Source organism: Methylosarcina fibrata AML-C10, assembly GCF_000372865.1.
Taxonomy (GTDB): domain Bacteria; phylum Pseudomonadota; class Gammaproteobacteria; order Methylococcales; family Methylomonadaceae; genus Methylosarcina; species Methylosarcina fibrata.
In genome coordinates this window covers 2,090,761-2,104,346 of the sequence record NZ_KB889965.1, presented here as the reverse complement: position 1 = coordinate 2,104,346, position 13,586 = coordinate 2,090,761, and the positions used below count along the sequence as shown (strand labels likewise).

The 13,586-nt window shown below is 56.5% G+C and carries 10 protein-coding genes; 6 read left to right on the top strand and 4 right to left on the bottom strand.

Annotation, left to right across the window (positions count from 1 at the left end; translation table 11 throughout):
- Positions 1–11: 11 nt before the first annotated feature.
- The 3 genes from A3OW_RS0110045 to A3OW_RS0110035 are packed head-to-tail and all read left to right on the top strand — an operon-like array spanning position 12 to position 4,345.
- Positions 12–494: a regulatory protein RecX gene (locus tag A3OW_RS0110045; protein ID WP_020563312.1), complete on the top strand. Its 483-nt coding sequence runs from the start codon at positions 12–14 to the stop codon at positions 492–494.
- A gap of 11 nt (positions 495–505) precedes the next feature.
- Positions 506–3,112 carry an alanine--tRNA ligase gene (gene alaS / locus A3OW_RS0110040; protein WP_020563311.1) on the top strand — a complete coding sequence of 869 codons (2,607 nt, stop codon included), beginning with the start codon at positions 506–508 and terminating at the stop codon, positions 3,110–3,112.
- Positions 3,113–3,124: 12 nt separating this feature from the next.
- A complete protein-coding gene (locus A3OW_RS0110035; protein WP_020563310.1) occupies positions 3,125–4,345 on the top strand; it encodes an aspartate kinase in 1,221 nt (406 codons plus the stop codon).
- 235 nt (positions 4,346–4,580) lie between these two features.
- Here A3OW_RS0110035 and A3OW_RS0110030 read toward each other — a convergent pair whose 3' ends face one another.
- The 3 genes from A3OW_RS0110030 to A3OW_RS0110015 all read right to left on the bottom strand — a co-directional run bounded on the left by A3OW_RS0110030 (position 4,581) and on the right by A3OW_RS0110015 (position 7,926).
- Complete coding sequence (locus tag A3OW_RS0110030) at positions 4,581–5,018, bottom strand: hypothetical protein (RefSeq protein ID WP_020563309.1); 438 nt, start codon at positions 5,016–5,018, stop codon at positions 4,581–4,583.
- A gap of 181 nt (positions 5,019–5,199) precedes the next feature.
- Complete coding sequence (locus A3OW_RS0110025) at positions 5,200–5,952, bottom strand: class I SAM-dependent methyltransferase (protein ID WP_026223475.1); 753 nt, start codon at positions 5,950–5,952, stop codon at positions 5,200–5,202.
- Between the two features lie 480 nt (positions 5,953–6,432).
- Positions 6,433–7,926 carry an aldehyde dehydrogenase family protein gene (locus A3OW_RS0110015; RefSeq protein WP_020563306.1) on the bottom strand — a complete coding sequence of 498 codons (1,494 nt, stop codon included), beginning with the start codon at positions 7,924–7,926 and terminating at the stop codon, positions 6,433–6,435.
- 487 nt (positions 7,927–8,413) lie between these two features.
- On the opposite strand from A3OW_RS0110015, the gene A3OW_RS0110010 reads away from it, so the two are divergent.
- Both A3OW_RS0110010 and A3OW_RS0110005 read left to right on the top strand, forming a co-directional pair.
- A complete protein-coding gene (locus A3OW_RS0110010; RefSeq protein ID WP_020563305.1) occupies positions 8,414–9,424 on the top strand; it encodes a cytochrome-c peroxidase in 1,011 nt (336 codons plus the stop codon).
- A gap of 492 nt (positions 9,425–9,916) precedes the next feature.
- The gene (locus A3OW_RS0110005; protein ID WP_232422355.1) at positions 9,917–11,536 is read left to right on the top strand and encodes an alkaline phosphatase; all 1,620 of its coding nucleotides are present in this window, start codon (positions 9,917–9,919) and stop codon (positions 11,534–11,536) included.
- Positions 11,537–11,774: 238 nt separating this feature from the next.
- Here A3OW_RS0110005 and A3OW_RS24645 read toward each other — a convergent pair whose 3' ends face one another.
- Positions 11,775–12,506 (bottom strand): hypothetical protein, encoded by a 732-nt coding sequence (locus A3OW_RS24645; protein ID WP_020563303.1) that lies wholly within the window; start codon positions 12,504–12,506, stop codon positions 11,775–11,777.
- 413 nt (positions 12,507–12,919) lie between these two features.
- On the opposite strand from A3OW_RS24645, the gene corA reads away from it, so the two are divergent.
- Positions 12,920–13,585: a copper(I)-binding protein CorA gene (gene corA / locus A3OW_RS0109990; RefSeq protein WP_020563301.1), complete on the top strand. Its 666-nt coding sequence runs from the start codon at positions 12,920–12,922 to the stop codon at positions 13,583–13,585.
- Position 13,586: the final 1 nt, after the last annotated feature.

The window sequence follows — 13,586 nt, the reverse complement described above, 5'->3', positions numbered from 1 at the left end:
CTGCTTCGGACATGAGCGAGGCCGGCCGGGACATCAGGGACCACTGCCTGCGTTGGCTGGCGGCGCGCGAACACAGCCGGAAGGAGTTGCAGCAAAAACTGGCGGCGAAAGGCTTCGGACGCGATGAAGCGCTGGCGGTGATCGACGAACTGGCCGACGAAGGCTTTCAGAGCGATGCGCGCTACGCCGAAAGTTATGCCCGATCGCGTATTGCAAAAGGCTACGGTCCGATACACATCCGATATGAATTAAAGCAGGCCGGCATCGACCCGGGCAGGGAAGAGGCGTTCGCCTTTGATCTTGAACAGCTCGTCCGGGCCGCGGCCGGAAGCTGGGCGGAATTGCTGGAGCGGGTCTACGGCAAAAAATACGGACGGGAGAGAAAAATGGAGGCCAGGGAATGGGCCAGGCGCAGCCGGTTTTTAATGCAGCGTGGATTCCCCGTGGAAATGATTACCGAATTATTTGAGCATTTGAATATTAAATTGAGTTAACCGACGCAACTATGAAAAAGATGACCAGCGCAGAACTGCGCTCCGCCTTTCTGGAGTTCTTCCGGCAACGGGGACACACCATCGAACCGTCCAGTTCGTTGATTCCCGGCAACGACCCCACCCTGTTGTTTACCAACGCCGGCATGGTGCAATACAAAGACGTCTTTCTGGGCCGGGAGCACAAGGATTTTACCCGTGCGGCCACCAGCCAGCGCTGCGTCCGCGCCGGCGGCAAGCACAACGACCTGGAGAACGTCGGCTATACCGCGCGGCATCATACCTTTTTCGAAATGCTCGGCAATTTCAGTTTCGGCGATTATTTCAAGAAAGACGCGATTCACTTTGCCTGGGATTTTCTGACCGGGGAAATGGACATTCCGCCGCAAAAACTCTGGGTGACGGTGTTTGAAGAGGACAGTGAGGCCGAAAGCATCTGGCTGAATGAGATCGGCGTGGATCCCACGCGCTTTTCGAGGATCGGCGCCAAGGACAATTTCTGGTCGATGGGCGACACCGGCCCGTGCGGACCATGCAGCGAGATCTTCTACGATCACGGCGAATCGATACCGGGCGGACCTCCGGGGTCTCCCGACGAAGAAGGCGACCGCTACATCGAGATCTGGAACCTGGTGTTCATGCAGTACGACCGCGCCGCCGACGGCACCCTGACGCCCTTGCCGAAGCCTTCGGTCGACACCGGCATGGGGCTCGAGCGGATCGCGGCGGTGTCTCAGGGCGTGCACAGCAATTACGAAATCGATTTGTTCCAGTCCTTGCTGAAAGCGGCGGCCGCGCTGGCCGGCACCGACGACTTGAACCGGAGTTCGCTGCGGGTAATCGCCGACCATATCCGCTCGTGCGCCTTTTTGGTCGCCGACGGCGTGCTGCCGTCGAACGAAGGCCGGGGTTACGTGCTGCGCCGGATCATTCGCCGAGCGATTCGCCACGGCTACCGGCTGGGCATACACGACATCTTTTTTTACAAGCTGGTGGCGCCTTTGGTCGAGGCGATGGGCGACGCCTATCCCGAACTGAAAAACGCGCAGATGCAGGTCGAACGCGTTCTCAAAAAAGAGGAAGAACGCTTCGCCGAAACCCTGGGCCAAGGCATGAAGATTCTCGAAGTCTGCGCCGCCCGCCTCGAAGGCCGCGTGATTCCCGGCGATACCGTATTCCAGCTTTACGATACCTACGGTTTTCCGGTGGATCTGACCGCCGATTTTGCCCGCGAGCACGGTCTTTCGATCGATCATGCGGGCTTTGAAGTCGCGATGTCGGCGCAGCGGGAGCGGGCGCGTTCGGCCAGCAGTTTCGGCTCCGACTACGACCAGGACATCAAGCTCGACGCCGAAACCGAATTCACCGGCTACGATCAGGTGGACGACCGGGTAAAAATCCTGGCGTTGTACCGGCAGGGCCGGCCGGTCGATTCACTTCAGGCCGGCGAGGAAGGCGTGATCGTTCTGGACAAAACGCCGTTTTACGCCGAATCGGGCGGACAGGTCGGCGACTGCGGAAACATTACCGCGGGCAATGCCGTATTCGAAGTGTCCGACACGCAAAAGCAGGGCAGCCTGTTTTTGCATAAAGGCAAGGTGCAAGCCGGCACCTTCACCGAAGGGCAGACCTGCGATGCCAAGGTCAATGCCGCCGACAGAAGAGCGACCGCGCTCAACCATTCCGCTACGCATTTATTGCATGCCGCGCTCAGACAGGTGCTCGGCGAGCACGTGACTCAGAAAGGCTCGCTGGTCAATTCCGAACGCCTGCGTTTCGACTTTTCGCATTTCGAACCGGTGACGCCGGAAGAAATCGCAAGGCTCGAACAACTGGTCAACGAACAGATTCGCCTGAACGCGCCGGTATCGGCCGAAATCATGGCCAAGGACGAGGCGGTCAAAGCGGGCGCGATGGCGCTGTTCGGAGAAAAATACGGCGCCGAAGTGCGCGTGCTGAAAATCGGCGATTTTTCGACCGAGCTGTGCGGCGGCACCCACGTCCAGCGCGCCGGCGACATCGGCTGCTTCAAGATCGTCGGCGAGACCGGCGTTGCCTCGGGCGTGCGCCGGATCGAGGCGGTCACCGGACAAGGCTGCATCGACTGGATCGCGAGCCGCGACAAAGCGCTCGCGTCCATTTCGGGCCTGTTGAAAAGCTCGCCCGACAAAGCGGCCGAAAAGGTCGAGCAACTGCTCGAAAAAACACGCGCGCTGGAAAAACAGATCGAACGCCTGAACGCCAAACTGGCGAGCTCGGCGGGAGACGAACTCAGTTCCGGAGCGGTCGAGATCAACGGCATCAAGGTGCTGGCGGCCAAGGTGGACGGCGTCGACGCCAAATCGCTGCGCGATCTGGTCGATCAATTGAAAAATAAACTGGGCAGTTCCGCCATCGTGCTGGCGGCGGTCGACGGCGACAAGGTCAGCCTGACCGCCGGCGTATCGAAGGACCAGATCGGACGAATCAAGGCCGGCGATCTGGTCAATTTCGTCGCGACCCAGGTCGGGGGCAAGGGCGGCGGACGTCCCGACATGGCTCAGGCAGGCGGCAACGATCCTTCAGGTTTGGCCAAAGCGCTGGCCGACGTTCCCGCCTGGGTGCAACAGCAAACGGCATAAAGGATAGAGCGAATGGCATTATACGTATACAAGTTTGGCGGCACCTCGGTCGGTTCGGTCGAAAGGATCAAGGCGGTCGCCGAGAAGGTGAAACAGGCGCACGACCTTGGCGATCGGATCGTCGTCGTGGTATCGGCGATGAGCGGTGAAACCAACCGTCTCATCGCGCTGGCCAAAGACATTCAAAAGCAGCCCAACGCGCGCGAACTCGACGTACTCGTTTCGACCGGGGAACAGGTGACCGTGGCCTTGCTGGCGATGGCGCTGGAGGAAATCGGCTGTCCCGCGTATTCGTTTACCGGCGGCCAGGTCAAAATTCTGACCGACAGCAGCCATACCAAAGCGCGCATCCGCGATATCGACGATTCCCGGATGCGCGCCCGGCTCGATCAGGGCAATGTGGTCGTGGTGGCGGGCTTTCAGGGCGTCGACGAACACGGCAATATCACCACGCTGGGCCGGGGCGGTTCCGACACGACCGCAGTGGCGCTGGCCGCGGCGTTGAAGGCCGACGAATGCCTGATCTTCACCGACGTCGACGGTGTGTATACCACCGATCCTAGAATCGAACCCAAAGCCCGCCGGCTCGACAAGATCACTTTCGAGGAAATGCTGGAAATGGCCAGTCTGGGCTCGAAGGTGCTGCAGATTCGTTCGGTCGAATTCGCCGGTAAATACAACGTCGCGTTACGCGTATTATCATCATTTACAGAAGGTAAGGGCACGCTCATTACCTACGAGGACTCACAAATGGAAAGCGCTTTAATTTCAGGCATCGCCTTCAACCGGGACGAAGCGAAATTGACGATCACCGGCGTTCCCGACAAACCGGGCGTTGCGTCCAGAATCCTGGGCCCGATCGCCGAGGCCAATATCGAAGTCGACATGATTGTGCAGAACATCGCCGAGGACGACACCACCGATTTTACTTTTACCGTGCATCGCAACGATTATCTGCGGGCGAAGGAATCTCTGGAACTTACTCGTGCCGAACTCGGCGCGAAAAAAGTGACCGGCGACGACGCCATCGTCAAAATCTCCATCGTCGGGGTCGGCATGCGTTCGCACGCCGGGATCGCCAGCACGATGTTCCAGGCGCTGGCCTCCGAAGGCATCAACATCAAGATGATTTCCACTTCCGAAATCAAAATTTCGGTCGTCGTCGACGAGAAATATCTGGAGCTTGCCGTCAGAACGCTGCATTCGGCCTTCAAGCTGGATCAGGCTGCATAGGAAAAGGCATCCTCCGGCTTCCGTTTGGGTTGAATGGTCGTCTGGCTGGAACGGGTGCAGTCGCGTTATGGGATTGCATCCGTTCGTGTTCCAGGCGTATGCCGCGTTGTCGACGGGCTCGTCGCGGTTTGGATGCGGGGGCGGCAGATTCGAGGAGGCCGGTCGGATTGCCGTTTCAGGCAACCCAGCTGGGTCGTTAACGCCTTATGGCCAAAAAAGACAATTTGACGGGTCTTTAGAAGCAGAGAAGGAGAGCAGGGATAAGGATCGCATTGCCCATGGCGATCAGTTTGATTTTATTCGTCAAGGATTGCTCGGACCAATAAAGCAGCCAATGCGATTTGCTTTTTCGCCAGCGGAGGATCAGATCGTCCTTCAACCGGCGCCCTTTTTTTATCAACGCGGAGCCCAAATACCACAATCCGCCGGCAGCCATCGTCAACATCAGATAAAACACGATGACCTGGGTCTCGTGCCGGTCGGTATGGAATACGTGTTCAACGACGTGGTCCAGAGTGCCTTCGATGCATTCGAACAACAGATGGAGAAACTCGAACAAATGATGAACCAACTCGATCAACAGGCCGAAGACGACGTCGGGAATGCCGATGACAAGACCGATGCCGATCAAATAAGCCATGTAGACCGGTTTTAAACGAGTGGATTGGATCATGAATTTCTCTCCCGGTAAGCTGCCGTTGTGACTCCTAGTGTAGATAGGCCCGGGAAAAAGAATAAACGCCTACTGATAAAAATGAGCAGTGGTTCATATTTTAAAAAAACAATGATGCTCGGGCTTTCGGTGATCGGTGCCCTTAACGCGAAAAGACCGGTATTCCGGCAAAACCGTCTGCCTATGGCCCGGCTTTACCGGCGCTGACCAACGCATTCGAGCCGTCCCGAAAGTGGCAGGCGACGTCGTGGAAGCCGATCTCGACCATGGCGTCCAGCGCGGGCTTCAGGCGCATGATGTGCTCTTCGGACTCGTCGCTGAACAAGTGAACGACCCATTGTTCCAGGAGATCCGGGCGGTTCATTTCGAGAAAAACCCGGAAATAGCTTTTGACTTCTTCCTGGGTGTTTCTGAGCTGCTCGGCGGCATCGTCCATGGCATAGCGGTCGCCGTTGACGAAGAGTCCTCCGGGTTTGAGAACGCGCAGGATCTCTTCGAGCACTCGTCTCCGGTAGCCGTTTAAAAAATTGTGCAGTGTGTAGGCGCTGGCGACGACGTCGACCGAAGCCGCCGGCATCTCTTGCAAATAAGACAGCGCATCCTTTTCGATCAGGCTTAAGCGTCCACTCTCAAGTTCTCTCGCCAGGTTTTGCCGTGCCTGGGACAGCATTGCCGGCGCATTGTCGACGCTGACGATGTCGAGAATATCCCCGCACGCCGCCAGATGCGTCGTTGTGATGCCGGTGCCGCAGCCTATTTCCAGCAGCTTCAGACGCGAGTAGGAATAAGACGGCGACCAGGCGCCGACAAATTCGCCGACCCGCCGGCTGATCTCTGCGGCGGGCGGGCAGATCAGTTTGAGTATGTTGTATTCGTCGGCTATCGGACCGGCGAAGAGAAGTTCCGCTGTGTGCTCTCGGTTGTTCATTGGCATGAATGGCTCTCGGTTGAATCAGAAACCCGGCGCAGTGGCCGGTCTTCATAATTATATATTCGATTTATCGGGCCCGGGCGGTTTCGCGTCCTGGCTAGCCGATGCCGATCCGGAAGGTAAAAAAAAGGCGCTTGATTCTATACAGAATAGCGCCTGGAAGGTACAACACACGAGGAGAATGGTCTTACCGGAATGTAAGCAGGATTAATGCCAAGTTCTGAAAACGGCATAAAATGGCTTGTTTCTCGGCAAATAAACGGGCCGAATTGTGCTTAACCCGCATTTTGTGCACCAACATCGGGCTGAAAGACTCCTGAAGGCTGCTTTTGGGTGCGATGATCTTTCGGTTTGTCTGTACGGCCGGCTGGGCGGCCATCTAACCGAATCGGCCGCTCTGCCGTGGTAACGAAGTGATGGCCTGAGGCTGGGGAGTTCGGGCGGCTTTCACTTTGCGGCCGTTTGCCGGCTTGCTGTATCGAGTCAACCGATATTGACGGTGACGGCCTTGGCCTGGGTGTAGTGTTCGAGCACGGCGGAGCCCATCTCGCGTCCCCAGCCGGACTGTTTGTAGCCGCCGAAAGGCAGCGCGGCGTCGAAAATATTGTAACAATTGATCCAGACCGAGCCGGCTTGTAATTGATTGGCCAGACGATGGGCCTTGCCGAGATCGCGGGTCCAGATGCCCGCTCCCAGTCCGTAAATGGTGTCGTTGGCCTGGCGGATCAACTGTTCGTCCATAGCCTTGAACGGCATCGCGGTCACTACCGGGCCGAAAATTTCCTCCTGCACCACTTTCATTTGCGGAGTCGTATCGACCAGCACGGTCGGTTCGACGAAATAACCCGCGCCGAGACGCTTTCTGCCGCCGCAAACCGCTTTGGCGCCTTCCTGAAGGCCCGACTGCAAATAGCCGCAGACCCGGTTGAGCTGAAGGTCGGACACCATGGGGCCCATTTCGGTTTGTGGATCGAGCCCCGGGCCGAGTTTGATTTTCTCCGCAATCTCGGCGACGCCTTCGATCACTTCATCGAAAATTTCTTTGGCGACATAGAGCCTCGAGCCGGCGATGCAGCATTGGCCGTGATTGAAAAAGATGGCATGGGCGGCGCCCGGAATCGCTACGTCGAGATCGGCATCCTTCAGCACGATATTGGGCGATTTGCCGCCCAGCTCCAGCGTTACTTTTTTCAAATTGCCGGCGGCTGCCTTAACGACGAGTTTGCCTACTTCGGTCGACCCGGTGAAAGCAATCTTGTCGACCAGAGGATGCGCCGCCAGCGCGGCGCCGGCGGTTTCGCCGAAGCCGGTGATGATGTTGACGACGCCGTCGGGAAGGCCGGCTTCCAGCAGGAGTTCGCCTAAACGGATTGCCGACAACGGCGTTTCCTCGGCCACCTTGAGCACCACCGTGCAGCCGGTCGTGAGCGCCGGCGAGAGTTTCCAGGCGGCCATCAGGAGTGGAAAGTTCCAGGGAATGATCTGCCCGACCACGCCGACCGGCTCCAGGCGGGTATAGCAATGAAAATTGGCGTCGGGCAGATAGGGGACCGAGAGCGGAATCGTCAGGCCGTGCAGTTTGGTGGCCCAGCCCGCCATGTAATGAAAAATGTCGGCCGCCAGAGCCACGTCCGCGCTGCGGGCGACCGTCACCGGCTTGCCGTTATCCAGAGCTTCCAGTTCGGCCAGTTCGTCCGCATGTTGAAGAATCAAATCGCCGATTCGCCAGATCAGCTTGCCTCTGTCCGATGGCGTTATGTTGGCCCAGGCTCTGCTTTCCAGGGCCTGCCGGGCGGCGCGGACCGCCTTGTCGACATCCGCCTGATCGCCTTCGGCCACATGGGCGATGATCTCGGCGGTCGCCGGATTGGTGACCGGAAACGTCTTGCCGGAGACCGCGTTTTCCCAGCGCCCATTGATCAGAAGCTGCTTGGGAGAACGGATGAATTCAACGGTTTTTGAGCTTAATTCGGCCATGGGGAGATCCTCCGTATGCCTATCAGGGAGTGCCGTCAGTATACTCGTCTTGATTTCCAAAACGCTATCTTCTATTTCTTTTAACGACCAGTGCTTCGATAAGATTGAATTCAGGCCGTCTCACGGGACTTTTTGCCGGAGCGTTTGAAACCTTGAAAAGTTTTATATAGACCCTCGCAACGTGTTTTTTCTCCCATGGCAGGTCTGGGGTAAAAGGCTCTCGCCGGGTTTCGGCAAGGCGCCGGCGTTCCCGCCGCATCCATAAATTGATTGTATCTTTTCGAATGAATAATTTAAAATTCTGAGGCTAATAAAAGATCGGGAACTGTATTGAAGCTCTTTTATTCAGTGCGCGGATATGGAACTCTTTTGCCCTAACGCTGTGTACAACAGGATGATGAGCCGCTGACTATCGCGCTTCTGGAGGATAAGGGTGCCGGATTCGGCCGCAGTGCAAGTTTTATAATAATTATTTTGGGAGAATAGTATGTTTAAAATTCGTTCGCTGGTAACAGCGTTGACATTAGCAGGTTCGGTTTCGGCGGCCTACGCTCTTGAGGCCCTGCCGACGGAAGCTCCGGCTCCTGCCGACAATCCCACGACGGAAGCGAAAGTCGAACTGGGAAAAATGCTGTATCACGATCCGCGTTTGTCTTCCACCGGAACGGTATCGTGCAACTCCTGCCATAATGTCATGCTGGGCGGTGAAGACAACCGGCCCAACTCCATGGGTGTAAACGGCCAGACCGGAGGCAGAAGCGCTCCGACGGTATGGAATTCGGCATTCAATCAGGTTCAATTTTGGGACGGCCGGGCGGCCAGTCTGGAAGATCAGGCGGCGGGCCCGGTCACCAATCCGATCGAAATGGGGATGAAGAACTGGGATGAAGTGGTTGCCCGCCTGAAGACCATCGACGGCTACCAGAAAGCCTTTACCGAAGCATTCGGCGACAATTCGATCTCCAAGGACAACGCCACCAAGGCGATCGCGGCGTACGAGCGGACCTTGATTACTCCGAACAGCGCTTACGACAAATACGCCGGCGGCGACCAGTCGGCGCTGACCGAGCAGCAGGTGCGCGGCATGAACAAGGCGGTCGAACTCGGCTGTACCGCCTGCCACAGCGGCCCTGCCTTTAACGGCGGCGGTGCCTTTCAGAAATTTCCGGTTTTCGAGAACGGCTATTTCGAAGCGCAATATCATTTCATGAAGGATAAAGGCCGTGCCGAAGTGACCAAAAACGACTCCGATGCGCATCTGTTCAAAGTGCCGACGCTGCGTAACGTAGCTTTAACCGCGCCTTACTTCCACAACGGTTCGGTTAAAACCCTGGATCAGGCGGTTAAGATCATGGCCAAGCTGCAATTGAACAAGGACCTGTCCAAAGCGGAAATCGACGACATCGTGGCTTTCCTGAACGGCCTGACCGGCGAGTTCCCTCAGCAAAAAATGCCGAGACTGCCGGCCACTCCCGACCGTTCGTTCGATTTCAAATAATTCGATTTTCCCGTCGTTGTCAAGGCGCGTTTCAACGCGCCTTGGCGTTTCAATCCTGCCTTCGGCTAAACCATTTCAGCCGCGGCGCCTGACGCTCCATATACCCGAGGCGATTCCGGTAAAGATTGCCTTTTTCGATTCGCCAGCGGGCGATCAATGAACCGTGTCGGGCCGTACCGTCGGTTTTTAGCCCGGAACATCCACGGCAAGGTTTCAACCTGACCCGCTCGGGGCACCCATGACGCTGCTCGACATAAAAAATGCTCTTCGATCCGGGTGTCGGCGACAAAAATGCGCTGTTTGACAAATTCCGGTAACATTCGAAGCTTATAATCGACACAGGGGTGGCCTTGTGCCTGTCCTCTTCGGGCTTGCGCCCGGCTGTCCTTAACGCAACCGATTCGGCAAATTTCTTGAAAAGCGTCGGCCGTTCTTTGCGTTTTAAGGAGTTTATTTCTTGTACGCATTATAAAAACTGGGGCATAGTCGGAAATGGTAGGATCTTTATTCAGTCCGGTCAGGATGGGCGCGGTTATTCTAAGTTTCGCGTTGACGAGTTGCGCCGCTTTGCAAAGCGGCAAGCCGGTGGAAGGCAAAGTCAAAAACGTCGTCCTGATTATCGGCGACGGCATGGGGCCCCAGCAGGTCGGTTTGTTGCTGTCCTATGCGAGGCAGGCGCCTCATGGCGTCCTGGCCGACCGTACCACCGCGCTGGATCGGATGATGGGCACCGGGCGGATGGGAATTTCCCTGACTTATACCGGAGATTCCTTGGTGACCGATTCGGCCGCTTCCGCCACGCAATTGGCCACCGGAGTTTTCGCCCGCTCGGAAATGCTGGGTCTGGACGTCGACGGCAACGTGCCGGAAAACATCGTCGAAAAGGCCCGGCGTCTCGGTAAGATGACCGGTCTGGTGTCGGATACTCGCATCACTCACGCTACTCCCGCTGCTTTTGCCGCGCATCAGACTCATCGAAGCCAGGAGAACGACATTGCCGAAGACCTGCTGGCGTCGAATGCCGACGTCATGCTGTCGGGCGGGCTCAATTACTGGATTCCCGAACAGGCTAACGACCCTGCTTCCGAAGTCCATAAACAATTGAAAGAATGGACCGGGAACAGTTTCAGGATCAAGTCGGCGCGCAAGGACCGGAAAAATCTATTGGCGATGGCCCGGCAAAAAGGCTACACCCTGGTTTTCGACAAGGCACAACTGCAGCAGGCGAAAGGAAAAACGATCGGTTTGTTCGCCGGTTCGGCGATGGCCGACGGCATCGAGGAAACCCGGCTAAGGCAGGATGAACGGCATGTTGAGCCGACCTTGCGGGAAATGTCCGCGCAGGCGTTGAAAATTCTGGAAAACCATCCGCAAGGCTTTTTTCTGATGATCGAAGCGGGCCAGATCGATTGGGCCTCGCACCGCAACGACACCGGGCTCCTGCTGCATGAAATGCTGCGTTTCAACGATACGCTGGATTATGTGCTGGACTGGGCCGCAGGCCGTGAGGATACTCTGGTCATCGTTACCGCCGACCACGAAACCGGCGGGTTCGGTTTCAGCTATTCGGCCGCCGACATCCCTCCGCCCGCCCGCCTGCCGGGCGCGGCTTTCGCCGGCGGCAAGACCTTTCAGAGCAATTTCAATTACGGCAGCCCCGAAATTCTCGACAGGCTTTATGCTCAACAAAAGAGTTATCACGAGATTTTCCTTGAATTCGACCGGCTGCCGGACGAAGAGCGAACGCCGTTGCAACTTGCCGAACTGGTCAACCGTTTTACCCGGTTCGGAATCACCGAAGCCGAGGCGCGAAGAATTCTGGCCACCGAGGCCAATCCGTATTACCGGGAAGGGCATGTGTCGCTGGGCGAGAAAACGGTGCCCAAAATAGATGCGAACGACGCCTTCTTCGTTTATCAGAAGGAAAACCGTGAAAACCTGCTGGCCAAGGCCGTGGCTACGAAACAACATACCGTCTGGGCCACCGGCACGCATACCGGCACGCCGGTGTTCACCTTCGTCAAAGGCCCCGAATCCCTACTGCCGCCGTTTGCAAAAATCCTGCATCATACCGAGCTGGGGCGTTTGCTGTGGGGGGCCTTGCAAGAATGAGACAGGCTTGATGAGTTTTCGGCTGTCCTTTGATTATCAAACTGTTGTAACGGGGTCGCCGTTGCGACGGTGGCATGCGGCCCATTTTCAATCGTTACTCTTGCGCAGTGCGATCTTTCTGCCTTCGATCCGTAGTGGATGTCCTGCGACCGGCAGGAAGTCCGAGGCCGGGGATTGTGGCAGGGTACGGTGACGGCAGGAGCTGCGTCGCTCTCTGCGAAAACGGTCCGCATCCACGTCAAATCTCGGCGTTCATTCTCGCCTGACCGAGGACGCGGAGCTTCATGCTCTGGTAGTTTTCGCCAAGATGGATCAGAAGGGCGCGGATGAAAACAATGAGACCCGTCATTTCGAGGCTTTCTTCGACCGTGGTGATGAGATTGTAGGTCAGGCTTTGAACGCCGTTCGATTCCGCGTACCATCCCCCGACGAATTCGAAACCGATGCAGCCGCCGAGGTAAAGTCCCGCCGCCAAAACGAACCGGAACCGGGTCTTCGCCGGCAGCCGCAGTAAAAATTTCAGGTAGAAGAGCGCCAGCAAGAACACCAGCGCCGCGCCCGGAATCACCCAGGCGTAGTAAAAAATTCCCAGGGAAGAATTGCCGAGCAGGGACCGAACCGGATGAATGAGCCGCTCGTGCACCAGAAATGCTTCGTCATAGGCCATGCAGAAAAAGCCGAGCGACAGAGTCAGCCATTTGGAAAGATCGGAAAGCGGCCGGGTGCCGGTCAGCAGGGCGATGGCCGCAAGCAGCGATCCGGCCATGAGCAACAGCGTGACCGAGAAAAAGGTGGGGATGTTGTATTCCTCGTCCAGATCGAAAAGAGGAAAGAGCCTTTCGGTATAGGCATGCCATGGAGTGAATTGCAGGAGGTCCCCTGCCAGGCTGGCGATCACCAGAATCGATGCTATCGAACTCAAGACCCAGGTAATCAGGGAAGGATGGAGTTCTATTCGATGGATTTTCATTCTTGTTCCTATGTGTTGTTCCTCTGAACCGGGCATTTTACCCGATTGTCGCCTCTGCAATACAGTGTAGCAGGCAAGCGGAGGTTGACTTGAGGCTGAGCCGCTTTATTCGGAATCCCTCGAAAGATCAATGACCGGAGCGGTTTCCGCTGCCTTGATTGCTCCAGCCTTTCTCAAGTATGGGATATCCCGCAGTTAACTGAGTCATATGCCGCAATTTCTATGTCCCTAATTTTTATGTGGTTGAAAATATTAGCATATGATTATGGCATGATGTTTGCTTTGATTAAAGCAACGCTACCTTCGATTGAATCTTCTTATTGCTTACAGGGCAATCGGCGCGTCTTTCCTCGCGCGCCGGAACAAAATCCGATCGAAGCGTGGCGGATAATTAATTAAACGAAGGAGAAAAAATGAGATACAACAAGTTGAGTGTTTGTGCGTTGGTTTTGGCAACAGTAGGTTCTCTGTCGGCTTTATCGGTTCATGCGGCCACCTCGATCGAGTCCATCAATGTAGAATTTACTACCGATAATCCGACACAGACGCTGACGGCAAAGGCCGAGTCCTGGTATAACCCGACCATGGGCTATACCGGATGGACTCACCATTCCAACTGGGGCTACATGAAGCTCAAAAAAGGCAAGCCGGTCACCATTACGGCCGTCGGCGTTACCGGGTTCCATCCCGGACTGACGGTCTGGTCCAGGCCGCAAAAATCCGGCATGGTTAACGTCAATTATATGGACGACCACTTTTACAATCAGTTTAAGGACATCATTGCGTCGAACGTTCAGCTCACCGACGATCCTGCGAACCCGGTGAAACTCGGCAAGCTCAAGATGGAATTCGTCGCCAATGCGTTCGACCGGGACGGCATGGCCGATCCGCTGCCGGCGCAATTCGACCAGTCCATGCTGAACCGGGTGCTGGACGGGATTCCGGGCACCGTCAGTCTGAGTTTTACTCCGAAAGTGAGCGGCGTTTATCAGTTCGTGGTGGGCGGCATCAATCCGGACGAAGGGCTCAGCACCACCGACCGGCACGACGTCGAAGTCACCGTCAGCATTTCGGAATAAT